The 23669-nt window shown below is 62.4% G+C and carries 22 protein-coding genes; 7 read left to right on the forward strand and 15 right to left on the reverse strand.

Translation table 11 applies throughout. The annotated features are described in order from the left end of the window. Window positions 1-159: 159 nt before the first annotated feature. Window positions 160-1389 (forward strand): lytic murein transglycosylase, encoded by a 1230-nt coding sequence (locus AB7813_RS04780; RefSeq protein ID WP_439063937.1) that lies wholly within the window; start codon window positions 160-162, stop codon window positions 1387-1389. Between the two features lie 9 nt (window positions 1390-1398). Here AB7813_RS04780 and AB7813_RS04785 read toward each other — a convergent pair whose 3' ends face one another. The 3 genes from AB7813_RS04785 to AB7813_RS04795 are packed head-to-tail and all read right to left on the reverse strand — an operon-like array spanning window position 1399 to window position 5159. Beyond that, the gene (locus AB7813_RS04785) at window positions 1399-2787 is read right to left on the reverse strand and encodes a class II fumarate hydratase (RefSeq protein WP_439063938.1); all 1389 of its coding nucleotides are present in this window, start codon (window positions 2785-2787) and stop codon (window positions 1399-1401) included. Window positions 2788-2796: 9 nt separating this feature from the next. After that, window positions 2797-3783: a tripartite tricarboxylate transporter substrate-binding protein gene (locus tag AB7813_RS04790; protein WP_439084230.1), complete on the reverse strand. Its 987-nt coding sequence runs from the start codon at window positions 3781-3783 to the stop codon at window positions 2797-2799. A gap of 26 nt (window positions 3784-3809) precedes the next feature. Next, window positions 3810-5159 (reverse strand): class-II fumarase/aspartase family protein, encoded by a 1350-nt coding sequence (locus AB7813_RS04795; protein ID WP_439083409.1) that lies wholly within the window; start codon window positions 5157-5159, stop codon window positions 3810-3812. Window positions 5160-5294: 135 nt separating this feature from the next. Here AB7813_RS04795 and AB7813_RS04800 point away from each other — a divergent pair, with 135 nt between their 5' ends. Next, window positions 5295-6044, forward strand: a complete 750-nt coding sequence (locus tag AB7813_RS04800; RefSeq protein WP_439083408.1) for a GntR family transcriptional regulator — start codon at window positions 5295-5297, stop codon at window positions 6042-6044. Window positions 6045-6087: 43 nt separating this feature from the next. Here the strand turns inward: AB7813_RS04800 and recJ are convergent, their stop codons facing one another. The 7 genes from recJ to AB7813_RS04835 all read right to left on the reverse strand — a co-directional run bounded on the left by recJ (window position 6088) and on the right by AB7813_RS04835 (window position 13326). Continuing rightward, on the reverse strand, window positions 6088-7926 hold the full coding sequence (recJ, locus tag AB7813_RS04805) for a single-stranded-DNA-specific exonuclease RecJ (RefSeq protein ID WP_439083407.1): 1839 nt from the start codon (window positions 7924-7926) through the stop codon (window positions 6088-6090). A 47-nt stretch (window positions 7927-7973) separates the two neighbouring features. Further along, window positions 7974-8693: a haloacid dehalogenase type II gene (locus AB7813_RS04810; protein ID WP_439083406.1), complete on the reverse strand. Its 720-nt coding sequence runs from the start codon at window positions 8691-8693 to the stop codon at window positions 7974-7976. A 79-nt stretch (window positions 8694-8772) separates the two neighbouring features. Further along, window positions 8773-9225 (reverse strand): N-acetyltransferase family protein, encoded by a 453-nt coding sequence (locus AB7813_RS04815; RefSeq protein ID WP_441227911.1) that lies wholly within the window; start codon window positions 9223-9225, stop codon window positions 8773-8775. A gap of 10 nt (window positions 9226-9235) precedes the next feature. Then, window positions 9236-10234, reverse strand: a complete 999-nt coding sequence (glpX, locus tag AB7813_RS04820; protein WP_068736567.1) for a class II fructose-bisphosphatase — start codon at window positions 10232-10234, stop codon at window positions 9236-9238. A 57-nt stretch (window positions 10235-10291) separates the two neighbouring features. Next, window positions 10292-11614, reverse strand: a complete 1323-nt coding sequence (locus AB7813_RS04825) for a homoserine dehydrogenase (RefSeq protein WP_439083404.1) — start codon at window positions 11612-11614, stop codon at window positions 10292-10294. Window positions 11615-11691: 77 nt separating this feature from the next. Beyond that, a complete protein-coding gene (locus AB7813_RS04830; protein ID WP_309946125.1) occupies window positions 11692-12912 on the reverse strand; it encodes an LL-diaminopimelate aminotransferase in 1221 nt (406 codons plus the stop codon). A 93-nt stretch (window positions 12913-13005) separates the two neighbouring features. Then, complete coding sequence (locus tag AB7813_RS04835; protein ID WP_439083403.1) at window positions 13006-13326, reverse strand: hypothetical protein; 321 nt, start codon at window positions 13324-13326, stop codon at window positions 13006-13008. 352 nt (window positions 13327-13678) lie between these two features. Between AB7813_RS04835 and AB7813_RS04840 the strand changes: the two genes are divergently transcribed. The 3 genes from AB7813_RS04840 to AB7813_RS04850 all read left to right on the forward strand — a co-directional run bounded on the left by AB7813_RS04840 (window position 13679) and on the right by AB7813_RS04850 (window position 16935). Further along, entirely contained in the window at window positions 13679-15418 is a 1740-nt protein-coding gene (locus AB7813_RS04840) for a PHA/PHB synthase family protein (protein ID WP_439084229.1), read from the forward strand. 146 nt (window positions 15419-15564) lie between these two features. Beyond that, complete coding sequence (locus AB7813_RS04845) at window positions 15565-15966, forward strand: MAPEG family protein (protein ID WP_089264168.1); 402 nt, start codon at window positions 15565-15567, stop codon at window positions 15964-15966. Between the two features lie 27 nt (window positions 15967-15993). Next, window positions 15994-16935 (forward strand): glutaminase, encoded by a 942-nt coding sequence (locus tag AB7813_RS04850; protein ID WP_175368928.1) that lies wholly within the window; start codon window positions 15994-15996, stop codon window positions 16933-16935. A gap of 109 nt (window positions 16936-17044) precedes the next feature. Here the strand turns inward: AB7813_RS04850 and AB7813_RS04855 are convergent, their stop codons facing one another. Further along, the gene (locus AB7813_RS04855) at window positions 17045-17245 is read right to left on the reverse strand and encodes a DUF2735 domain-containing protein (protein ID WP_093758441.1); all 201 of its coding nucleotides are present in this window, start codon (window positions 17243-17245) and stop codon (window positions 17045-17047) included. Between the two features lie 502 nt (window positions 17246-17747). On the opposite strand from AB7813_RS04855, the gene AB7813_RS04860 reads away from it, so the two are divergent. Beyond that, window positions 17748-18782, forward strand: a complete 1035-nt coding sequence (locus tag AB7813_RS04860; protein ID WP_089264165.1) for a glutamine synthetase beta-grasp domain-containing protein — start codon at window positions 17748-17750, stop codon at window positions 18780-18782. A gap of 196 nt (window positions 18783-18978) precedes the next feature. Beyond that, window positions 18979-19443, forward strand: a complete 465-nt coding sequence (locus AB7813_RS04865; protein WP_439063947.1) for a carboxymuconolactone decarboxylase family protein — start codon at window positions 18979-18981, stop codon at window positions 19441-19443. 103 nt (window positions 19444-19546) lie between these two features. On the opposite strand, the gene argC is transcribed toward AB7813_RS04865, so the two are convergent. From argC to AB7813_RS04885, 4 genes are all read right to left on the reverse strand, one after another. Then, complete coding sequence (gene argC, locus AB7813_RS04870) at window positions 19547-20605, reverse strand: N-acetyl-gamma-glutamyl-phosphate reductase (RefSeq protein WP_439063948.1); 1059 nt, start codon at window positions 20603-20605, stop codon at window positions 19547-19549. Continuing rightward, the gene (locus AB7813_RS04875) at window positions 20602-21288 is read right to left on the reverse strand and encodes an FMN-binding negative transcriptional regulator (RefSeq protein WP_089264163.1); all 687 of its coding nucleotides are present in this window, start codon (window positions 21286-21288) and stop codon (window positions 20602-20604) included. Before AB7813_RS04875 ends, argC begins: the two co-directional genes overlap by 4 nt. 232 nt (window positions 21289-21520) lie before the next feature. Continuing rightward, window positions 21521-22510, reverse strand: coding sequence for an MBL fold metallo-hydrolase (locus AB7813_RS04880; protein WP_439063949.1), 990 nt, complete (start codon window positions 22508-22510; stop codon window positions 21521-21523). 146 nt (window positions 22511-22656) lie between these two features. After that, the gene (locus AB7813_RS04885) at window positions 22657-23646 is read right to left on the reverse strand and encodes an MBL fold metallo-hydrolase (RefSeq protein ID WP_441227912.1); all 990 of its coding nucleotides are present in this window, start codon (window positions 23644-23646) and stop codon (window positions 22657-22659) included. Window positions 23647-23669 lie beyond the last annotated feature (23 nt).

The following is a 23669-nucleotide window of genomic DNA, read 5'->3' on the forward strand; positions in this document are numbered from 1 at the left end:
GCTGTCGCAAGACTGCCGCAAGTTTTTCGCAAGACCGCCGGACGCCCGAAAATGGCATCCGGCGGTCTTTTTTATACATGATATCAATCCGTTGATTGCGTTGACGCGCCGCGACGCATTGCCCCTGCCATGGCGCAAATCATGCGGCTACAGTGGGGCATGACCGCACGCGATTCCCTGATCGACCGACGCAGCCTGCTCCGCTCCGCCCTCGGTGCCGGCGCGCTGCTGGCCATGCCCGGGACCGCCTTTGCGGCCCCCGCGGGCTTCGACGCGTGGCGCGACGGCTTTCGTGCAAAGGCAACTGCCAAAGGTGTCTCCGACGCCACCTATACCCGCGTGATGGGCCGCATCGAGCCGGACATGTCCGTGTTCACCAAGATGCAGAAGCAGCCGGAATTTCACGAGCAGCTCTGGCAATACATCAACCGCCGCGCCTCCGACTGGCGCATCGCCGCCGGCAAGGATGCGCTGCGCAAGAACGAAGCCGTGTTCGACCGCATCGAGCGTGACTTCGGCGTCGAGCGCGGCACGCTGCTGGCGCTGTGGGGCGTCGAGTCCGCCTATGGCGATCCCATCGTGCAGCAGAACCATATGCGCCCGGTGTTTCCGTCGCTGGCCGCACTGGCGTGGAACGAGCCGCGCCGCCGCGCCTATTGGGAAACCGAACTCATCAACGCGCTGAAGATCGTCGATAAGGGATGGGGCACGCCCGACGAGATGCGCGGCTCCTGGGCCGGTGCAATGGGCCACACGCAATGGATGCCGGAAGTCTGGCTCAATGTCGGCATCGACTATGACCGCGACGGCCGCGTCTCGCCGTTCGGCAAGCCTGACGATGCGCTGGGCTCAAGCGCACGCTTCCTTGTCAATCGCGGCAAATATCCGCGCGGCGAACACTGGGGCTATGAAGTCCGCGCCAATGGCGCCGGCTCATCGGATAGCAATCGCAGTTTTGCAGCATGGTCCGCAGCCGGCGTTACGCGCGCCGATGGACAGCCGTTCCCGCAGGCCACTGCAAATGCCAAGCTCTGGGTGCCTGTGCAGGGCGGTCCGGCCTTCCTGCTCGGCCAGGGCTTCTACGCCGTGCGCAGCTATAACCCGTCGATGAATTATGCGCTGGCGATCTGCCATCTCGGCGATCGCATTCTCGGCGCGCCGCCTTTCATCCAGCCGTTCCCCGGCTCGGAACGCGCGCTCACACTCGCCGAAGTGCAGGAAGTACAAACTCGCCTCACCCGCGCCGGCTTCGACACCGGCGGCACCGATGGCCGCGTCGGCAACGACACGATGAAAGCGGTGAAGGACTATCAAACGAAGATGGGTCTGCTGCCGGCGGATGGCTATGGCGGGCTGAAGGTGCTCGCGCGGTTGCGGCAAGGCGGCTGAGCCGTTCCGTCAAATGCCCGCCATCCGCTGCGGATCGACGTAACGATCGTAGTCTTCACCCGAGAGCAGTCCTAGCGCGATCGCTGCTTCGCGCGGTGTAATGGACTCGTCCAGCGCCTTGGCTGTGATGAGCGCGACCTTGTCGTAGCCGATCACCGGATTGAGCGCTGTCGCGAGCAGCGGCGCGTTGGCGACATTCGCGGCGAGCTGTCGCCGATCGACGTCGAGATCGCGGATCAATCGGGACGTAAAGACATCGATGCCATCGGCGAGGATGCGGATCGACTGCAGAACATTGTAGATGATCACCGGCTTGGCAACGTTGAGCTCGAAATTGCCGGATGCGCTGGCTGCGGTGACGACGGCGTTGTTACCCGTCACCTGAAAACACACCTGCGCAAGCATCTCAGCGATGGTGGGATTGCGTTTGCCTGGCATGATCGACGACGTCAGCCCGTCATGCGGGATGACAAGCTCACCGAACCCGCAGCGCGGACCCGAACCGAGGAAGCGCACGTCGTTCGCGATCTTCAGCAGCGTGACGGCAAGGCCATTGAGCGCGCCGGACACTTCGACAAGCGCGTCATGCGCGCCCATGCCTTCGAACTTGCTCGGGTTCGGGACGAACGTAACGCCGGTCAGTGCGTTCAGGTGCTCGCAAAAGGCGCTGTCGAATCCCTTTGGCGCATTGAGCCCCGAGCCGACGGCCGTGCCGCCCTGGGGCAGCATCAGCAGGCGCGGGAAGACGGCTTCGATGCGGTCGATCGCATGGCCGATCTGGCGGGCGAAGGCATCGAATGCCTGCCCCATGGTCATCGGCACGGCATCCATCAGATGCGTGCGTCCGATCTTCACGACGTCGGAGAACGCGTCCGCCTTGGCGCGAAGATCATCGCGTAGCGTCTTTAAGGCCGGGAGCAAGCGCCCGCGCAACTCCAGCGCCGTTGCCACATGCATCACGGTCGGAAAGCTGTCGTTCGATGACTGTGAGCAATTGACGTGATCGTTGGGATGAACGGGTGATTTGGTCCCAAGCGGCTGGCCCAGCAATTCATTGGCGCGGTTTGCGATCACCTCATTGGCGTTCATGTTGGTCTGGGTGCCGGAGCCAGTCTGCCAGATCGGCAACGGGAAATGATCGTCGAAACGGCCTCGCTGAAGTTCGAGTGCCGCTGCTTCGATCGGCGCTGCGATCTCCGGCGCGATCGTCCCGAGTTGCAGATTGGCGCGAACGGCCGCGATCTTCTGCAGGGCGAATGCACGGATCAGCGCGACCGGGAAACGCACATCGCTAACCTGGAAGACCTCAAGCGCGCGTTGGGTCTGCGCGGCCCAATAGCGATCCTTCGGCACCGCGATGGCACCGAAGGCGTCATGTTCCGTGCGAACGTCACTCACGAGTCTGGCTCACTGCGCGCCGACAACGCCCGCCGCCTTGATGATCGGCGTCCACTTGTCGATCTCGGATTTCAGATGCGCGGCCAGCGCATCGGGCGTCGCCCGTTCCGGCGCCACTGGCTGCACGCCGAGCCCGGCAAGCCGGCTCTTCACGGTCTCGTCCTTCAGCGCCACGTTCAGTGCGGCAACGAGTTTGTCGATGATCGGCTTGGGTGTGCCCTTCGGCGCGAACAGGCCGTACCAGACCGTGTAGGTGAAGCCCGGCAGACCGGCTTCGGCTGTCGTGGGCAGTTTTGGCAGCGCCGGCGCCTTCTCGGTGCTGGTGACGGCGTAGCCCTTGATCGTGCCGCCGTCGACATTGCCGACCACGTTGACGATCTGGTCGCACATGACATCGACCTGTCCGCTCATCATATCGTTCATCGCCGGACCAGCGCCGCGATAGGCGATCTGGGTCGGCTGCGTACCCGTCGCTGCATTGAGCAGCAGACCGCACAGATGCGACGCCGATCCGATGCCGGCATGCGCGTAGTTCACTTTCTCCTTGTTCGTCTTCATCCAGGCGATGAGCTCGGCGAGATTGGCGGCCGGGAGATCCTTGCGTGCCACGAACACTGACGGCAGATCGACAGCGAGACCGATCGGCTCGTAGTCTTTGATCGGATCGTATTTCAGCTTGGGATACAGCGCCGGATTGGTCGCGTGGCTGATATGGATCAGCAGCAGATTGTAGCCGTCCGGCGGCGAGGCCGCGACCTTGGCGCTGCCGATGGAGCCGCCGGCACCCGTCGTGTTCTCGACGATGACCTGCTGCTTCAGCGGGCCGCTCATGCCCTGCGCCAGCAGCCGCGCGATGGTGTCGCCAGGGCCACCTGCCGAATACGGCATGTTCATGGTGATGGTACGGGTCGGATAGTCCTGCGCCAGGCTTGGGCCGGCCAGCAGTGCACCGGCGAGCACGAATGTGGTCGTCAAAATGTTCTTCGTCATCGAAATTCCTCCCCTGTTGTGTGTGTGTTGTTTCAGTGTCCGCTCATGCTCAGCACGCGATCGACCATCGGACCGCAGAGGCCGAGATAGTTGGCCGGGTCGCAGTGACGACGGATGGCATCCTTGCCGCCAAGCGCTTCGGTAATTTCCGGAACCTCGGCGAGGATATCCGCAAGCTGTCCGCCGCCTTCGATCGCCTTGCGGCAGGCGTCGTAGACGACGTCATGCGCATGCTGACGGCCGAGTTTCGGCGCCGCTGCCATCATCACCGCTTCGGCGACGATGAGACCACGTGTCAGATCCAGATTCTCCAGCATGCGCTTCTCGTGAACCACGAGTCCGGCCAGCATGAATTTGGCATTTGCCAGCGATGATGCGGTGAGCAGGAAGCTCTCCGGCAACGACACCCATTCGAGGTGCCACGGCCCCGTTGCACGTTCCAAGTCATGGATCATGCCATCGAGCATGGTCGCGACGTGCTGGCGCACCGCCTTGGCAGCGGCGAGCATCAGTTCGCTTGAAATCGCGTTACGCTTTTGCGGCATCGTCGATGACGCGCCGCGACCGGGCACGAAAGGCTCAGACACTTCGCCGAATTCGGACGATGACAACAGCATCACGTCGGTGGCGATCTTGCCGAGCGTACCGGTGATCAGGCCGAGCAGCGTGACCGCTTCGGCGATGCCATCGCGGGCGACATGCCAGGTGATCGAGGGCTGATGCAGGCCGAGCTCCTCGCAGAACAGCTTTTGCATCTCCAGGCCGCCCTCGCCCACCGACGCGAGCGTCCCCGCGGCGCCGGAGAACTCGCCGAGCAGGATGCGCGGCAATGCCTGATCAACGCGCTCAATGTGCCGATCGATGGAGGACAGCCAGACGGCAGCCTTGTAGCCGAAGGTCACCGGCAACGCCTGCTGCAGATGGGTGCGCCCGGCCATCGGCGTGTCGCGATATTTTTTCGCCATGGTAGCGAGGATGTCGCGGACCTCGCGCAGATCGCGTGCAACGATCTGTAGCGCCGCGCGGATCTGCAGGACGTTGGCGGTGTCCATGATGTCCTGAGTGGTCGCACCCCAGTGGACGTAGCGGCCCGCCTCTCCTGCGGCTTCGGAGAGCTGATGGACCAGCGGCAAGATCGGGTAGCCGACGATTTCGGTCTCAGCGCGGAGCTTGTCGAAATCGATCCGGATCGATTTGGCGGCGGCCTCGATGGCCTGCGCGGCTTCCTTGGGGACAACGCCGAGACGGGCCTGGGCGCGGGCCAGCGCAACTTCGGCCTCGATGTAGCGGCCGACCAGGGCTTCGTCGGCGAAGATCGCCCGCATTTCCGCGGTGCCGAACATGTCCCGAAACAGGACCGAATCGAAAACCGTGCTGCTCATACCGCTTCCTCTTATTATGTTAGTACATATTAAATTGTACGAACATAAACTGTGTGTCAATCTCCTTTCTTGACGAGATGGTCGCCAATCAGGCTTCCATCTTGCGATCAGGGACTTAGGGGTCGAGGGACGACGGTGGAAAAGCGTTACGCGTTCGTGGCCCGAGCACTGACCGAGGCCATCGCAGACGGACGGCATCCGGTCGGGTCTGTGCTGCCGACAGAGTTCGAGCTGGCGGACCAGTTCGCCGTGAGCCGATCAACCGTGCGCGCGGCGATGCAGGAGCTGCAGGCGTCCGGCTTGGTCAGCCGGAAGCGCAATGCCGGGACGCGTGTCGAGGCGACCTCGCCGGCCAAGGGCGGTGATGGCTTTACGCAGGCACTCAATACGATCGAGGCGGTGCAGCAGTTCGGCACCGAGACGGAGCGCCACGTGCAGCGTGTCGCCGACATTGTCGCGGACAGCGAGTTGGCCAGCCAGCTCGGATGCCGGCCGGGTCGCCGCTGGCTGTGCATCTCAAGTCTGCGCACGATTCCCGGCGAAGTCACACAGACGCCGATCTGCTGGACCGATGTCTATATCGACGGCGCCTTCGCCGACGAGGTACGCACGAAAATGGCGGGGCATCATGAGATCTTCGGCACGCTGGTCGAGAAAATCTCGGGACGACGCTTTGTCGAGATCCGGCAGGACATTTCTGCGGTTGGCGTGTCGGACGCGATGGCGGAGCCACTGAAGGCAACGGCTGGCGCGCATGCGCTGTCGATCCGGCGGCAGTATCTGTTCGCCTCAAACGAGCTGGCTGAGGTCTCGCTCAGCATTCATCCGGCGGACCGGTATCGGTATTCGACCAGGCTGCTCCGCCGGCAAGACACAAATGGATGAGTGCACCGGTCAAGCCGGAGACGACAGGTTGAGAGCGGTGAGACTACCTGATCATCTTCGGCCCGGGATCCGGCGCCGCCACATCGATCACGCGCATCTGCACGCGCTCGGCACCCTGCCAGCGATCGACGGTCAGCGAGCCCGCCACATGGACCGGCTGACCGCGCAGCTCCTGCAACGCGTTGCCAAGCTTCTGCCCCACTGAACGAAACGCGATACCGTTGACCATGGCGCCGTCCGACGCCTTGAAGCGCAGCCGCAGATGCGCCTGCCCAACTTCATCGACATAAACGAGCTGATGCGCCGGCAGCGCAATCACCGGCTCGGGATTGGCCTGCCCGAACGGCCCGGCGCGATTGAGCGTATTCACGAGATCCGTCGTCACACCGCGCGCAGTGATAGCGCCATCGATGAAGAGTTCTTTCTCGTTGCGGGACTTGCCGACATCCGCAGCCAGCGCGCTTTCGATATAGGCGCGGAATTCGCCGAGCCGTTCCTTGCGTAGCGTGATGCCCGCGGCCATGGCGTGGCCGCCACCTTTCATCAGAAGCCCATCGGCAACAGCTTGCCGCACGGCTTTGCCGAGATCGACGCCGGAGATCGAGCGGCCGGACCCCGTGCCAATTCCGCCAGGCTCCAGCGCGATGGCAAAAGCCGGACGCGCAAATTTCTCCTTGAGCCGCGAGGCGACCAGACCGACGACGCCGGGATGCCAGCCTTCAGACGCGGTCACGACTACGGAGCCTTTGTCTTCGAGCCCCAGTGACGCCAGAGCCTCGGCCTCGGCTTGCGCTTCCGCGGCTTGTTCGATCACGCGTCGTTCGATGTTCAGCCGATCGAGTTCGGCAGCGATCTTCGCGGCCTCGGAAATATCGCCTTCGAGCAGCAGCCGCACGCCCAAATCGGCGCGCCCGATGCGGCCGCCGGCGTTGATGCGCGGCCCCAGCATGAAGCCGAGATGCCATGCTTCCGGCGGGCCGTTCAAACGCGCCACATCCATCAGTGCGGTGTGCCCGATGTGATCGCGGCGGCGCAATGCGATGAGACCCTTGGCGACAAAGGCGCGGTTCAGGCCGATCAGCGGCGCTACGTCGGCCACGGTGCCCAAGGCCACATGATGCAGCATGCCCAGAAGATCCGGCTCCGGCATCTCCGCGGTCCAGAAGCCGCGCTTGCGCAATTCGCGATTGACCGCGACCAGCGTGATCAGCACGAGGCCCACGGCAGCGAGATGACCGAGACCGGAAATATCGTCGAGCCGATTGGGATTCACGACGGCATCGACGTCAGGCAATTCCTCGCCTGTCTGATGGTGATCGATGACAACCACAGACATGCCGAGCTTCTTCGCCTCGGCCAACGGCTCGAAACTGGTCGTGCCGCAATCGACAGTCACGAGCAGCGTGGCGCCCTTGCCCGCCAGCGTCTTGATGGCATCCACATTGGGGCCGTAGCCCTCGAAGATGCGATCGGGAATGTGGATTTGCGGGTCGAGCCCGCAATGGCGCAGATGCCAGGCCAGCAGCGCCGACGATGTCGCACCGTCGACGTCGTAGTCGCCGAAGATCGCCACTTTCTCCCGGCGCTGCGCGGCATCCGCGATACGCTTCGCTGCCGCTTCCATCTGCGTAACAGTGAAGGGATCCGGCATCAGCTTGCGGATGGTGGGATCGAGAAAGTCTTCGACCGCGTCGAGCTCGATATTGCGGCCGGCGATGACCCGCGCCAGCATCTCCGGCAATTGGAAACGCTGCACCATGGCCAGCGCCCGCGCCGCCCCGCGCTGATCCACCCGGTCGCGCCAGATCCGCCCGGTGGCGGATTCGGTAACGCCGAGAAAGGCCTGCTGGGATTCGACGGGAATGATGGTCGGTGGCGTCATGGCATCAGCAATAGGCCGCGCAGCCGCTTTCGGCAAATCTCAGGCCGTCAGCAGCCCATCCGCTTCGCCAGATCATTGAAATCATCGGCCACCACGTCCCACGGGCCCTCGGCCTTGAAATCGCGGTTCTGGTGCGGGCCATATTCAGTGACGCGCGGCACGAAGGCGGTCTTGAGGCCGAGTTTGTGCGCGGCATCGAGATCGCTGTTATGGGCGGCGACCATCATGACTTCCGCAGGCTTCAGATTGAGCAGTGCGGCCGCGCCCAAATAGGCCTGCGGATCGGGCTTATAGTGTTCGAACAGTTCCGCGCTCATGATCAGGTCCCATGGCAGGCCGGCGAATTTCGCCATGTTGGTCAGCAGCGCGACATTGCCGTTCGACAACGGGCTGATGACGTATTTGGTCTTCAAGCGCGTCAGACCGCTGACCGAATCCGTCCACGGATGCAGCCGGTGCCAGCCGAGTGTCATGTGATGCAGATCGTTGTCCGAGAGCCCGTTGATGCCGAACTTGGCGACCAGCACGTCGAGCGACTGCCGATGCAGCGTGTCGAGTTTCACGAAGCCCCGTTCCGGATGATGGCGCACCACATCCATCGACGGCATATAGGCCTGCCGCCAGGCATCGACGAGCGCGGTCCAGTCAGCCGTGATACCGCGCGCTTTGCCGAACGCGGTACAGTCAGCAATCAGGCTGGAACGCCAGTCAACCACGGTGCCGAACACGTCGAACACCAGAGCCTTGACGTTATCGGTCTCGCTCATGGTCTCATCCCCGTTTTGTTTTCTTGGTTTTTAGTTCGATTAATCCGAGCGCATGTTGGCGCGCTCGGATTGCCTTTGATCAGAGTATCTTCCGGTACTGCATAAATCCGGAATTGTCCGCGACCTGATCGTAGAGAGTCCTGGCCTGCGCATTCTCGTTCTGGGTCAACCAATGCACGCGGCTGCAGCCGTCAGCCTTGGCCTTTGCATAAACCGCTTCGATCAGAGCGCGGCCGATGCCAAGTCCCCGCGCGCCGTTGTCGACGAACAGGTCCTGCAGGTAGCAGTAGTTACCCGGCGTCCAGGATGAGCGGTGATACAGGAACTGCACGATGCCGGTGAGCTTGCCGTCCGCATAGGCACCGAGCAGAAACATCTGCTCGTTGGCGTCGTGGAAACGCTTCCACGCGGTATCGGTCGCGATCTGTGGCAGCGTCGCCTTGTAGAAGGTCAGATAGCCCTGCCACAGCGGCTCCCAGGCAGCCCGTTCATCGGGGCCGACCGGGCGGATGTCAACATTCGCCTTCGCCATGTGACCGAACTCAATCCAGGTGGAATTTTTCGAGCTGGCGATGCTCGCCCTTGATGATGCGCACGGTGCCGGTCACCGAACGCATCACGATGGTCTCGGTCTCGATGACGTCGCCGCGGAACTTGACGCCCGACAGCAATGCACCGTCGGTGACACCGGTGGCGGCAAACAGGCAGTCGCCCTTCGCCATGTCCTCGATGCCATAGATCATCTTCGGATCGGTGACACCCATCTTCAGCGCACGCTCGCGCTTCTCGTCGGTATCGAGGATCAATCGGGTCTGCATCTGGCCGCCGATGCAGCGCAGTGCTGCAGCTGCCAGCACACCTTCCGGTGCGCCGCCAATGCCAAGATAGATGTCGATGCCAGATTTGGCGGGATCGGTGGTGTGGATGACGCCGGCGACGTCGCCGTCCGGAATGAGACGCAGCGCCGCCCCGGTCGAGCGGATCGCTGCGATCAATGCTTCGTGCCGCGGCCGCTCAAGCACGAGGGCGGTGATCGCCGACACCGGCACGCCCTTGGCCTTGGCGAGGCGCTTGATGTTCTCTTCCGGCGATGCGTCGATGTCGATCACGTTCTTGGCGTAGCCCGGGCCAATCGCGATCTTGTCCATATAGACGTCGGGCGCGTGCAGCAGCGTGCCGCCGTCGGCCATCGCCATGGTGGCGATCGAGCCCGGCATGTCCTTGGCGCACAGCGTCGTGCCTTCGAGCGGATCGACGGCAATATCGACCTTCGGGCCGGCATTGATGCCGACCTTTTCGCCGATATAGAGCATCGGCGCTTCGTCGCGCTCGCCCTCGCCGATCACGATGGTGCCGTCGATCGGCATCTTGTTGAGCTCGCGGCGCATCGCATCGACCGCTGCCTGATCGGCCGCCTTCTCCTGCCCATGACCACGCAGCCGCGCAGCCGACACTGCCGCGCGCTCGGTCACGCGAACGATCTCCAGCGTCAGAATGCGCTCGAGCAGTTGCTGCGGCGGGACGGTAATATGGGTCGACATGGGCGGGCTCCTTCTACGGTGGGACGAATATCCCCGTACAACTCTGAACGCGTGGATTTAGTTCTTCTCGATCCGGATAACCTGCGGCCTGCCCGATATCACCTTGTCGCTCTGTACGGCCTGGAGAGCGCGGCGCATCGCGTCCTCGGTGGTGGCGTAGGTGATCAGGATAACAGGCACCGGTGACGATTTCGTGCTCTTGCCGACCGGCTCGATGCCGCCATTCGGATGGCGCTGCACGATCGACTCCAGCGAAATCTTCTGTTCGGCCAACCGCGTTGCGATACGTGCGGCGGTGCCGGCGAGATCCCGCGCCATCAGGCGGATGTAATAGCCACCTTCATGGCGTTCCATCGGCGCCTTGGTAGTGGTCTTGAGCTTCTCAACCGGCCGACCGAACGGCAGCGCGCGCACATTGCGTGCTACATCGGCGATATCGGCGAGGACTGCGGACGCCGTCGCAGCGCCGCCCGCGCCCGGACCGACCAGTGTAATCGGCGCAATACCTGCGCCATCAACCGTGACGGCGTTGGTGACGCCCATGACCTGCGCAATGGAGGACGACAGCGGCACCATGGTCGGATGCACGCGTTGTTCGATGCCAGTTGCGGTGCGCATGGCAACGCCCAGCAGCTTCACACGATAGCCAAGCTCTGCAGCAGCGCGCAGATCTTCAGCCGCGATCGACGAAATGCCCTCGACCGACACGGCGTTCTGCGCGACCTTGGTGCCGAATGCGAGGCTGGCGAGAATAGCCAGCTTCTGCGCGGTGTCGTGGCCATCGACGTCGAAGGACGGCTCGGCCTCGGCGTAGCCAAGCCGCTGCGCGTCTTTAAGGCATTCCTCGAAGGACAGGCCCTCCAGCTCCATCCGGGATAGGATGTAGTTGCAGGTCCCGTTGAGAATACCGTAGACGCGATTGATATCGGTGCCGACGAGACCTTCGCGGATGGTCTTGATGATCGGAATGGCGCCAGCGACGGCGGCCTCGTAGTTCAGCGCGCCGCCGTGCTTCTCAGCCGATGCGGCTAGCTTCAGGCCATGCTTGGCGATCAGTGCCTTGTTCGCGGTCACGACCGACTTGCCGGCGCGCAGCGCCGCCTCGATCGACGACAGCGCGGGATCGCCGACACCGCCCATCAATTCGACTAAGCACTCGACATCGGGATGCTGCGCAACCGCGAGCGGATCCTTCATCCAGTCGATGCCGCGCAGATCAACGCCGCGCTTCTTGGTCTTGGAGCGCGCAGTGACAGCAACCACCTTGACGCCACGACCGCAGCGCGCGGCCAAAATCGAGTTCTGCTGTTCGATGAGACGGACGACTTCGGCACCAACGGTGCCGAGTCCCGCGATACCCACTTTGAGGGGTGCGACCATTAAGCTTCAGACCTGTCGGAATTCTTGTTGAGCGATGACCGGTCCGAAAACCGGTTGCCGGTTTTCGGGGATCACGCCTATCGCCGGTTGGCGAGAGGAACCACGTTGTGCAACGTTTCGAGACCGCTTTCAAGGAAGCGGCGAATGCCGCGGGCAGCCTGGCGAATGCGCTGTTCGTTCTCGACCATCGCGATACGGACGTAACCTTCGCCATGCTCGCCGAAGGCGACGCCGGGAGATACCACCACGCCGGACTTTTCGACGAGAAGCGTTGCAAACTGCATGCTGCCGACCTCGCGGAATTTCTCCGGCAGCGGCGCCCAGGCGAACATCGACGCCGAGGGCGGCGGAATGTCCCAGCCGGCGCGGCCGAAGGATTCCACCATCGCGTCGCGGCGCTTGCGATAGGTGTCGCGCATCTCGCGGATGCAGTCGTCCGGACCGTTCAGCGCTGCAGTGGCCGCGACCTGCACGGGCGTGAAGGCGCCGTAGTCGAGATAGGATTTCACCCGCGTCAGCGCGGCGATGATGCGCTCGTTGCCGACCGCAAAGCCCATGCGCCAGCCGGCCATGGAGAAAGTCTTCGACATCGAGGTGAATTCGACGGTGACGTCCATCGCGCCCGGCACCTGCAGCACCGAGGGCGGCGGGTTCTTGTCGTCGAAATAGACCTCGGCGTAAGCGAGATCCGAAAGGATGTAGATCTCGTGCTTCTTGGCGAAGGCGACGAGGTCCTTGTAGAAATCGAGGCTCGCCACCTGCGCCGTCGGGTTCGACGGATAGCAGACGATCAGCGCGATCGGCTTCGGAATCGAATGGACGATGGCGCGCTCGACCGCAGCGAAGAAATCCGGCGTCGGCTCGGACGGCACCGAGCGGATCACGCCGCCGGCCATCAAGAAGCCGAAGGCATGGATCGGGTAGCTCGGATTGGGGCACAGCACGACGTCGCCGGGCGCGGTGATCGCCTGGGCGACGTTGGCGAAGCCTTCCTTGGAGCCCAGCGTCGCCACCACCTGGGTGTCGGGATTGAGCTTTACGCCAAAGCGGCGCTCGTAATAGCCGGCCTGGGCCTTGCGCAGGCCGGTGATGCCCTTCGAAGCCGAATAGCGGTCGGTGCGCGGCTTGCCGAGGGTTTCCTTGAGCTTTTCGATCACATGCGGCGGGGTCGCCAGATCCGGATTGCCCATGCCGAGGTCGATGATATCGGCGCCAGCGTTTCGCGCGGCGGCCTTGGCCCGGTTGACCTGCTCGAACACATAGGGCGGCAATCGGCGGATGCGGTAGAATTCTTCCATGGGATCGGGCTCCAGAACCGCTTCATCATGCGGTTGAATCGCTTCTTTTTATCACGGAAGCCCGGTGACACCAGTCACGACGGGCAGTTTTGACTATTTGGCTGCCGGTTTGGCCGGCAGCACGACGGCCTGGCGATCGCGGGCGGCAGTCAGTTCGGCCTGCATCTTGGCCTGATCCGCCGGCGCCATGGCGGTGCCTTCGCGGGTGGTCGGCAGATCATGAACCGGCAGATAGGTGCCCACCTCGGCCGGACGCGCCGGAGCGCCCGCCGGCGTCCCCACCATGGGCATGTCGGCGATGGTCGAGGCGCAGCCGCCCAGAGGCAAGCCAAGCCCTAGCACCAGCAAGGCGGCCGCTGTCGCCGCCTGCCCGCTGCGACCACCAATTGCCCTGAATGTGCCTCTACGCGTCACGCCACAACCCTACATCGCATTAGAATCGATTTCATCCCTATCGCAGCGCACCATCCAACCAATCTGGTCACAAACGATTAATGCCGGGAGAAGGCGCTAAAGGCTTGGATCTTCAATATGACGGAAGCAAGACCCAAAGCCGAATAGATGATGCGGTGCAGCACATCGAATCCTGCGGCAATCCGCGAACTGTGCCATCATCGATTTTGCGTGGCGACGTACCGTTGCCCGACTGGAATGAAGCTGTTGTTGCGCCATGACCGAAGTTGCCGCCGACGCCAAAGCTGCTAACGACAAAATCTCGGGCGACGCGTCCGCCAAACCGTTCAATCCCGAAGCTTTTGCGCTCAACATGGCCAAGGCGATGGAGAATGGCGGCAAGGCCTTGGCCGCCTATTTGCAACCGCGCCAAAGTGGCGAGACCGTCGACAAGCCGCCGAACGAGCTGACGGAGCTGATCAAGACCTTCAGCATCGTCGCCAATTACTGGCTGTCCGACGACAAGCGCGCCGCCGAATTGCAGATGAAGCTCGGCAAGGCCTATCTCGACCTCTGGGGCTCGGCGATGCGCCGGATGGTCGGCGAAGCCGGCTTGCCCGCTATCGAGGCACCGCCGCGCGACAAGCGCTTCAGCGATCCCGAGTGGAAATCGAACCAGTTCTTCGATTTCGTCATGCAGGCCTATCTGCTCACGACGCAATGGGCCCACGACCTCGTCAAGAATGCCGAGGGGCTCGATGCGCATACCCGCAAGAAGGCGGAATTCTACGTTCAGCAGATCACCAATGCGATGGCGCCATCGAATTTCGTGCTGACCAATCCGGAAGTGCTGCGCGAGACGGTGATGTCGAACGGCAGCAATCTGATGCGCGGCATGACCATGCTTGCCGAGGATATCGAGGCCGGCAAAGGCTCGCTGCGCATTCGCCAGTCCGATCCGAAAAACCTCGAAGTCGGCGTCAACATGGCGACGACGCCGGGCAAGGTGATTTTCCAGAACGAGGTGATGCAGCTGATCCAGTATCAGCCGGCAACCGAAAACGTGCTGCGCACGCCGCTGCTGGTCGTGCCGCCATGGATCAACAAGTTCTACATCCTCGATCTCAAGCCCGAGAAGTCCTTCATCAAGTGGGCCGTCGATCAGGGCGTCTCGGTATTCGTGATTTCCTGGGTCAATCCCGACAAGCGCCTCGGCGCCAAGACCTTCGACGACTACATGAAGGAAGGCCCGCTGACTGCGATGGATGTGATCGAGAAGGTCACCGGCGAGATGACCATGCATACCATCGGCTATTGCGTCGGCGGCACCCTGCTCGCCTCGACGCTGGCCTGGCTCGCCGAGAAGCGCCGCGTCCGCGTGGCATCGGCGACGTTCCTGGCAGCCCAGGTCGATTTCACCCATGCCGGCGATCTCATGGTGTTCGTCGACGAGGATCAGATCTCGGCGCTGGAAAAGGACATGCAGGCAGCAGGCGTGCTGGAAGGCAGCAAGATGGCCATGGCCTTCAACATGCTGCGCTCCAACGATCTGATCTGGTCCTATGTCGTGAACAACTACCTCAAGGGCAAGCCGCCTTCGGCCTTCGACCTGTTGCACTGGAATTCAGACGCGACGCGGATGCCGGCGGCGAACCACTCGTTCTATTTGCGCAACTGCTATCTGGAGAACAAGCTCTCGACCGGCAACATGATCCTCGACAACACCCGGCTCGATCTCTCCAAGGTCAAGGTGCCCGTCTACAATCTCGCCACCCGCGAGGACCACATCGCGCCGGCGCAATCGGTGCTGTACGGCTCGCAATTCTTCGGCGGCCCGGTGAAATACGTGTTGTCCGGCTCCGGCCATATCGCTGGCGTGGTCAATCCGCCAGCCTCCGGCAAGTACCAGTACTGGACCAACGATAACGCCCACGCCACCGATCTCGCCGACTGGATGAAGACCGCACAGGAACATGCTGGCTCGTGGTGGCCGAACTGGCGGGAGTGGCTCTCCGGCATCGATGGTGAGGAAGTTCCTGCCCGCCATGTCGGCACAGACGCATTCCCCGCGCTGGAAGACGCCCCCGGCAGTTATGTGCGGGTGCGGGCGTAACGGCCCGCCTCTCCGCGCTTGCTTGGCGTCCTCACAGCAAACGTCTATGATTTCAGCCAGGACGCGTCGCATCCGCTTGCGGCGCGTGTGTTTTGCATGACCATCTCCGCGTTTTCCGCGGGAATTTCGACTGAAAGGATACCCGGATGACGCGCGAATTGTTCTGGCTGACGCTGACCGTGATTCTCACCGGCCTGCTCTGGGTGCCTTATATGCTGAACCGCATCATGGTCCGCGGTGTCACCGGCGTCATGGCCAACCCGACACGCACCGACAGGCCGCAGGCCGAATGGGCCAACCGGATGATGTTCGCCCATGACAACGCCGTCGAGAATCTCATCATCTTCGCGCCGCTGGTGCTGATCCTGAATGCCGCCGACGTTTCGACCCCGACTACTGTTCTGGCCTGCGCGGTCTATTTCTGGTCGCGCGTCGTGCATCTGATTGTCTATACGCTCGGCCTGCCGATTTTCCGCACGCTGGCCTTCGTGGTCGGCTTCATCGCCCAGGCGGTCCTCGCCATCGCGATCCTGCGGATTCCGTACTAACGCTTCTTCTCGCCAGATTGATCTGCAATGAACCACGCTGCCCCAAGTCTCGATCTCGTCGTCAAGGAAATTGCCGACGAGATGGCGCAGCGAACGGACCGCGGCGACGTCGCGAGCTATATTCCGGAACTGGCGGGTGTCGATCCCAACCAGTTCGGTCTTGTGGTCATCGATGCCGATGGCCACGTCGCAGCCGCCGGCGACGCCGATGTGCCGTTCTCGATCCAGAGCATCTCGAAAGTCTTCACGCTGACGCTGGCGCTCGGCATGGTCGGCGACCGGCTGTGGAAACATGTCGGCCGCGAGCCCTCGGGTAATCCGTTCAACTCCATCGTCCAGCTCGAACGCGAGCGCGGCGTGCCGCGCAATCCCTTCATCAATGCCGGCGCCATCGCCGTCACCGACGTCATCCTGTCCGGCCATCAGCCGCGCGAGGCGATCGGCGAAATCCTGCGTTTCATGCAGTTTCTGTCCGGCGACAGCTCCATCGTGATCGATGAAACCGTCGCCGCGTCCGAGAAGCGCACCGGCTTTCGTAACACCGCGCTCGCCAATTACATGAAGTCGTTCGGCGTCGTCGAAAATCCCGTCGACTTCACGCTCGGCGTCTATTTCCACCACTGCGCGATCGCGATGTCGTGCCGGCAGCTCGCGATGGCGACGCGCTATCTGGCTTATTCGGGCCGCAATCCATCGACCGGGCTCTCGGTGGTGTCGTCGGAGCGGGCGCGCCGTATCAACGCGCTGATGCTGATGTGCGGCCATTATGACGGTTCGGGTGAGTTCGCCTATCGCGTCGGCCTGCCAGGCAAGAGCGGCGTTGGCGGGGGCATTATCGCAGTCGCCCCCGGAAAGGCCTCGATCGCAGTCTGGGCGCCGGGTCTCGACAAGCACGGCAATTCGCATCTCGGCCGCATTGCGCTCGAAGCGCTCACGAAGCGGCTCGGCTGGTCGATCTTCGGCGTCTGACGCCAACCCGGTTTCCAGTCATGAAAAAGGGCTGAAACATCGCTGTTTCAGCCCTTGATCGTCGTCGATAAACCGCGCCCGGGTGAACCTTGCGTCCGGCCAAGCACCGTCAATGTTCGTAGGTCCGGTTGGCTTCCTGGATGGCAGCCTCGTGGTACCAGCTGTCATAGTCGGCCACGGTTTTCACGGTCGAGGCACGCAGGTCCAACGGCTTGCTGAGCCGTCCCCGCGGGCCGACCGATCCACGGCCACCAACCGGGAATTGGTAGATTTTAGCGGTATGGGGGTGATGCGTTTGAGACGTCGGCATCGCTTCTCTTCCTTCCTCTGATCTGTTTTTTCCTTTCGGATCATCATTGTAACAGAGGCGCCCTTCTTTTGTGCCGACTGCCTCGTAAGAAGCATCAAAATGGCTACAATATGCGCACTCGATAGACATGCGCTTTGGGCGCGCAGGTTTTGAAGCCGCCTACACAGCGCCTGACCTCTCAGTTGAGCGTCTGAAAGGCAGAAAAGTTCCGGTCAAAAATAGCCTGCAAGGGAATTGGGCAGCCGGTATTTTCGCGCGCGGCCGAATTCCTCTGAAAGATTTGCGAATCCGGACCGATTCCCGGCCTCCGATGCCCTCTCCAGACAGCGAATGACAGCCCCGTTGGGGACGCGCCGCGGTTTTCGTCACAAAAGCGTTGCGCCGCGACAAGTTGGCATACTACGTGCTTTATATGCAGCGCCGCTGGGGGCGGATTTTGCGTCCGCCCGCCGGCAAGCTCAGGGCTCACGCCCTACGCATCGCCAACTCATGAGAGACCCGCATGACAAAGTATAAGCTCGAGTATATTTGGCTCGACGGTTACACGCCGGTTCCGAACCTGCGTGGCAAGACGCAGATCAAGGAATTCGAAGATTTCCCGACCCTCGAACAGCTCCCGCTGTGGGGCTTCGACGGTTCGTCGACCATGCAGGCCGAAGGCCACAGCTCCGATTGCGTGCTGAAGCCGGTTGCGATCTATCCGGATGCGGCCCGTGAGAACGGCGCTCTGGTGATGTGCGAAGTCATGATGCCGGATGGCGTCACCCCGCACTCCACCAACAAGCGCGCTACCATTCTCGACGATGCCGGCGCCTGGTTCGGTTTCGAACAGGAATACTTCTTCTACGAGAACGGCCGTCCGCTCGGTTTCCCCGAGGATGGCTATCCCGCACCGCAGGGCCCCTACTACACCGGCGTCGGCTTCAAAAACGTCGGCTCAATTGCCCGCGAGATCGTCGAAGAACATCTCGACCTCTGCCTCGAAGCCGGCATCAACCACGAAGGCATCAACGCCGAAGTGGCGAAGGGCCAGTGGGAATTCCAGATCTTCGGCAAGGGCTCCAAGAAGGCCGCTGACGAAATGTGGATCGCGCGTTACCTGCTGCTCCGTCTGACGGAAAAGTATGGCATCGACATCGAATTCCACTGCAAGCCGCTCGGCGACACCGACTGGAACGGCTCGGGCATGCACGCCAACTTCTCGACCGAATATATGCGTACGGTCGGCGGCAAGGCTTACTTCGAAGCCCTGATGGCCCAATTCGACAAGAACCTGATGGACCATATCAACGTGTACGGCCCGGACAACGACAAGCGTCTGACCGGCAAGCACGAAACGGCTCCCTGGAACAAGTTCAGCTACGGCATCGCGGACCGCGGCGCCTCGATCCGCGTCCCGCACTCCTTCGTCAAGAATGAGTACAAGGGCTATCTGGAAGACCGTCGTCCGAACTCCCAGGGCGACCCCTACCAGATCGCTTCGCAGATCCTGAAGACCATCTCGGAAGTCCCGACCGCCAAGTCAGCTGCCGCGTAAGCGTCACTTACAGATCAAAAGCGAACGGCCCGAACGCAAGTTCGGGCCGTTTTGTTTGGCCCCTGCGTCCTTTCGCCGCCTTAGAGGATTGGACAAGAGATCGGCAGGATCGGTCTAACGCCGGCCGTGCGACATGCCCCAATGCTTGTCCGCTGTCGCAACATTCACTCGGCGAGAAAAACAGGGAGAAGCGATCATGTCATATCGAACGACCGCTTTCGTTGCGGCTTTCTGCGTGCTGGCATCCACGGCAAGCCTTCGCGCGGAGACGACGGAAGAACGCCTGCGACGCGGCGACGAGGTTGTTCGATCACTCAATGCCGGCAGCAGCCAGCCGCCCCTCGAAGACCTGCGCGCCGAATTTCCATTTCTCGCCGATGCGATCACGGGCTACGCACTCGGCGACGTCTGGGCCCGGCCGGTTCTCGACGCGCGCACGCGACAGCTAGCAGCCGTCGCCGCTTTCGCGGCGCTGGGGCATCGGCCGTTCATGAAGATCCATGCGAACTACGCGCTCAACGCCGGCGTGAAAGAGGAAGAGCTGAAGGAGATCGTCTATCTGACGACCGTCCATGCCGGTTTCCCGCGCGCCATTGAGGCGGCGCAGACACTGAGTGAACTGTTCAAGGAGCGCGCACCGAAGCCGGGAGCGGCTAAGTGACAAGAGCATAGAAAAAAGGCCCGAACGCAAATTCGGGCCTTTTCTGTTGTCTCTCGCTGTCGTCACCCGGCCTGCAATGCGGGCCAAGGTGTATGCGCGCTCTCTACGGGAACATCGCGGGCTGATCGATGCCCAGCGTCTCGGCAAAGCCAAGCACCAGATTCATGTTCTGCACCGCCTGCCCCGATGCGCCCTTGGTGAGGTTGTCCAAGGTCGAGACGATGATCGCACGGCCCGGGATACGGTCAGCGGCAACGCCGATGAAGGTCATGTTGGAGCCGCGCACATGCCGCGAATGCGGCGTCTTGCCGAATGGCAGGATGTGCACGAACGGCTCTTTCTCATACTGCTTCACCAGCACCTCGTGGAGATCCTGCGCCGTCTTGCCCCGCCGGCCACGCACATAAATGGTCGAGAGAATGCCGCGGTTCTGCGGCAAGAGATGCGGCGTGAAGCTGACAACAACCTCCTTGCCGGCAGCCTTGGAGAACTCCTGATCGAGCTCCGCCATGTGCCGGTGATGGCCGACACCATAGGCGTTGAAGCCTTCGGACACTTCGGAGAACAGCATCTCTTCCTTGGCCGAACGCCCTGCGCCCGTCATGCCGGACTTGGCATCGATCACGATCTCATCGGTCTCGATGGCGCGCGCCTTCAACAGCGGCACCAAAGGCAGGATCGCGCATGAGGTGTAGCAGCCGGGATTGGCGATGAGCCGCGCCTTCTTGATGTCGCGCCGATAGAGCTCGACGAGGCCGTAGACGGCTTCCTTCTGCAGCTCCAGCGCATGATGTTCGTGGCCATACCACTTCGCATAGGCGGCTGCGTCCTCGAGCCGGAAGTCGGCCGACAGATCCACCACCTTCGTCTCCGGCGCCTTGGCCAGCAAATCCTGCAGCACCTTCTGCGTGGTCGCATGCGGCAGCGCGCAGAACACCAGATCGAGGCCAATGGTCGTCCAGCCGACGGAGTCGATGCTTACGAGCGTCGGCAGTTCATAGGGTGCGAATTGCGGGAACACATCGCCCATCGCCTGCCCGGCGCGCCGGTCGGCCGTCAACAGCACGAGCTCGACCTTGGGATGGCGCAGCAGCAGCCGCACCAGTTCGGCTCCGGTGTAGCCGGACGCACCGAGAATGCCGATTTTCTTCTTCGTGCTCATCCCATAAATCCTTCGGCCTCAGCCATAGCAGTCAATTGTGTCGTCTCTTCCGCAAACAAATGCGGCCGCAATTTGCGCATCGCATTTGAAATCTCGAACGCGGCAGGCTCCGGCCGCAGCGCCAGTGCGCTCATGACAGCCAGATGATCGGCATCTGACTTGTGCTGGTTGAGCTTGGAGCTACCCTCCACCTCGTCCACTGTCATCACCACACCGACGATCGCCTTCTTCATCGCCTCAAGCCGCCCCGCCGCCATCTTATCGGAGGTCCAAGGCTTCTTCGGCGCCAGCCGTGTTTCGAACCTTGCGCTCAGCGCGTCAAGATGCGGGCCCAGTTCACCACCCGACAGGATGCGCACCGGTCCGGTGAGATGGACCGCCTGATAGAGCCAGGTCGGCACCTGATCGGGCGATACGTACCAGTCGGCCGACACATAGGCATCAGCGCCCAGGATGGCCATGGCCCATGGCGTCACGCCGTCTGCAAGCTTGAGCAGCGGATTTTGTCGCGCAAGGTGAAAGGCCAGACGCGGCGTGCCGTCATTGCCGTAGTCGAGGCAGAAAGGCACCGCGGAGGCGATCGGCTTCCTGCCATCGAAGGCGCAGACCGTGCCGAAGCCGCGCGCGTCCGCAAACGCAAGTGCGTCGGTCCGGTCGGTCTGAAATTTGGGCGGCGTATACATGACGGGCTCCTTCCTGAGTGAAGGCCGCCGGATGGGTCGCGCTGCTGTTTGGGAGAAAGACTGCCGCGGACCATATCCGGCGGCAGTGAGAGATCGAAACGCTTATGCGCGCATATCTCCACCTGCCGCGAGAATGCGGCGGCGGCGGGCGATTATGCTGGTCGCAAGGTTGATCATGGGCGCGGTCATAGGGCCGCGCCCGCGATCCGTCAAGATCACCAGAGCGCAGACCTCAGAGAACTGGGCTCCACGGTGCCGGCACGACGCGGTAGCCGTTGCCATCCTTCTCGACGAAACCGTTGGCCGGGAACGGATAGTGGAAGCCTTGCACCCGCATCCTGTCGGCGACCAGCATGTCATAGACCTTGCGGCGGGTGGTTTCGGCCTGCACCGGATCCTGGTCGAAATTCACGTGCCAGCCGGGATTGGCGGCGAATAGCGCCGGAAGGTTGGTGACGTCCGACTGGATGAAGACCTTGTCCGATCCGGACGACAGCACATAGGACGTGTGGCCCGGCGTGTGCCCAATCGAGGCGACAGCCAGCAGCCCGGGCGCGACGTCCTTGCCCCATTCATAGGGCGTAACCTTCTTCTTCAACCCGGCCTCGAACACCCGCCGATTGTTCTTGAACAGACCGGTCATGCGATCGCCGGTGGCAAGGCTCATCTCGCCGTCGTCCATCCAGAACTTCCACTCTACTGCCGGCACCAGCACTTCGGCATTGGGAAACGCCAGCACGCCGTCCGCCGTCAGCAGGCCGTTCACATGATCGCCATGGAAGTGCGAGATCACGACCATGTCGATCATCTTTGGATCGATCCCCGCCGCCATCATGTTGGTGGTGAACTGCCCGACATTGCCCTTGGTTGCCGCAAAGGCGCCGGGCCCGTTGCCGGTGTCGATCACCACCAGCTTGCCGCCGGTGTTGATCACCAACGGCGCATAGAAGTTGGTGATCTGATCTTTCGGCAGAAATGCCCTGGCGAGCACTGCATTGATATCATCGCGTTTGGCGTTGGAAATATAGGTATCGGCCAGCGGAAACGTCGCCGCACCATCGGAAATGGCGTTCACCTGGATATCGCCGACCTTGTAGCGATAGAAACTCGGCGCCTGCTTGTCGGCCGGCGGTGCGGATGCCTTTGCCGGGGCCGATGAAAGCAGTGGCGTCGCTGCGAGCGCGGCGGCACCCGCCAGTGCGTGTCGTCGTGACAGATCCATGAAGTCTTCTCCCCTTGCTTTGCATGGTCGCTGTTGGCGCGACTCCGGCGCAGAGACTGGCACGACGCACCGACGGAGGCGATGGGTGTTTACGAGGCCAGCCGGCCTGCACTGCAGCGCAGGCCGGGAAATTTGCCAGGCTTCGTTTAGATCACCGGGCTCCATGGGGCCGGCACCAGCCGATAACCGTTGCCATCCTTCTCGACGAAACCGTTGGCCGGGAATGGATAGTGGAAGCCCTGCACACGCATCCTCTCGGCCACCAGCATGTCATAGACCTTGCGGCGCGTGGTTTCCGCCTGCGCCGGGTCCTGGTCGAACATCAGATGCCAGCCGGGATTGGTGACGAACAGCGACGGATGGTTGGTGACGTCGGACTGAATGAACAGCTTGTCGCTGCCGGACGACAGCACGAACGAGGTGTGGCCAGGCGTATGGCCGACCGACTCCACGGCGAGCAGGCCTGGCGCGACGTCCTTGCCCCATTCATAGGGCGTGACCTTCTTCTTCAGCCCATCGTTGAAGAGCTTGCGGTTGCTGGCGAACAGACCCTTCATGCGGTCATTGGCGGCCTTGGCCATCTCGCCATCGTCGTTCCAGTACTTCCACTCCGCGGCCGGGACGAGGACTTCGGCATTCGGAAAAGCCGGCGTGCCATCGGCGGCCAGAAGCCCGTTCACGTGATCGCCGTGGAAATGCGAGATCACGACCATGTCGACGTTCTTGGCGTCGATACCAGCGGCGGCCATGTTGTTGGCGAACTGGCCGACATTGCCCTTGGTCGCCGCGAGGGCTCCGGGGCCGTTGCCCGTATCGATCACCACCAGCTTGCCGCCAGTGTTGATGACCAGCGGCGCAAAGTGAATGGTCATCTTGTCCTTCGGCAGGAAGGCCTTGTCGAGCGCGGCGTTGACCTCATCCTTCTTGGCGTTGAGCACGAAGGTGTCGGCCAGCGGAAAGGTGTTGGCGCCGTCGGAGATCGCGTTCACCTGCGCATCGCCGACCTTGTAGCGATAGAAGCTCGGCGCCTGCTTGTCGGCCGGCGGAGCAGAGGCTTTGGCAGAGCCTGCGGTGAGCAATGGAGATACGGCGAGCGCGGCGGCTCCGGCAAGGGCGTGACGACGTGACAGGTCCATGATGTTCTCCTGGGTGAAGCAGT

This window comes from Tardiphaga sp. 20_F10_N6_6 (assembly GCF_052076045.1).
GTDB classification, from domain to species: Bacteria; Pseudomonadota; Alphaproteobacteria; order Rhizobiales; family Xanthobacteraceae; genus Tardiphaga; species Tardiphaga robiniae.

What these genes read in the sequence shown, in the direction of transcription:
- AB7813_RS04880 (WP_439063949.1), bottom strand. Translation starts at nt 22,510, where the DNA reads ATGGATCTGTCACGACGACACGCACTGGCGGGTGCCGCCGCGCTCGCA.
- AB7813_RS04795 (WP_439083409.1), bottom strand. Translation starts at nt 5,159, where the DNA reads ATGAGCAGCACGGTTTTCGATTCGGTCCTGTTTCGGGACATGTTCGGC.
- AB7813_RS04885 (WP_441227912.1), bottom strand. Translation starts at nt 23,646, where the DNA reads ATGGACCTGTCACGTCGTCACGCCCTTGCCGGAGCCGCCGCGCTCGCC.
- recJ (WP_439083407.1), bottom strand. Translation starts at nt 7,926, where the DNA reads ATGACGCCACCGACCATCATTCCCGTCGAATCCCAGCAGGCCTTTCTC.
- AB7813_RS04825 (WP_439083404.1), bottom strand. Translation starts at nt 11,614, where the DNA reads ATGGTCGCACCCCTCAAAGTGGGTATCGCGGGACTCGGCACCGTTGGT.
- AB7813_RS04815 (WP_441227911.1), bottom strand. Translation starts at nt 9,225, where the DNA reads ATGGCGAAGGCGAATGTTGACATCCGCCCGGTCGGCCCCGATGAACGG.
- AB7813_RS04850 (WP_175368928.1), top strand. Translation starts at nt 15,994, where the DNA reads ATGAACCACGCTGCCCCAAGTCTCGATCTCGTCGTCAAGGAAATTGCC.
- glpX (WP_068736567.1), bottom strand. Translation starts at nt 10,234, where the DNA reads ATGTCGACCCATATTACCGTCCCGCCGCAGCAACTGCTCGAGCGCATT.
- AB7813_RS04860 (WP_089264165.1), top strand. Translation starts at nt 17,748, where the DNA reads ATGACAAAGTATAAGCTCGAGTATATTTGGCTCGACGGTTACACGCCG.
- AB7813_RS04845 (WP_089264168.1), top strand. Translation starts at nt 15,565, where the DNA reads ATGACGCGCGAATTGTTCTGGCTGACGCTGACCGTGATTCTCACCGGC.
- AB7813_RS04780 (WP_439063937.1), top strand. Translation starts at nt 160, where the DNA reads ATGACCGCACGCGATTCCCTGATCGACCGACGCAGCCTGCTCCGCTCC.
- AB7813_RS04810 (WP_439083406.1), bottom strand. Translation starts at nt 8,693, where the DNA reads ATGAGCGAGACCGATAACGTCAAGGCTCTGGTGTTCGACGTGTTCGGC.
- AB7813_RS04840 (WP_439084229.1), top strand. Translation starts at nt 13,679, where the DNA reads ATGGCCAAGGCGATGGAGAATGGCGGCAAGGCCTTGGCCGCCTATTTG.
- AB7813_RS04865 (WP_439063947.1), top strand. Translation starts at nt 18,979, where the DNA reads ATGTCATATCGAACGACCGCTTTCGTTGCGGCTTTCTGCGTGCTGGCA.
- argC (WP_439063948.1), bottom strand. Translation starts at nt 20,605, where the DNA reads ATGAGCACGAAGAAGAAAATCGGCATTCTCGGTGCGTCCGGCTACACC.
- AB7813_RS04830 (WP_309946125.1), bottom strand. Translation starts at nt 12,912, where the DNA reads ATGGAAGAATTCTACCGCATCCGCCGATTGCCGCCCTATGTGTTCGAG.
- AB7813_RS04855 (WP_093758441.1), bottom strand. Translation starts at nt 17,245, where the DNA reads ATGCCGACGTCTCAAACGCATCACCCCCATACCGCTAAAATCTACCAA.
- AB7813_RS04875 (WP_089264163.1), bottom strand. Translation starts at nt 21,288, where the DNA reads ATGTATACGCCGCCCAAATTTCAGACCGACCGGACCGACGCACTTGCG.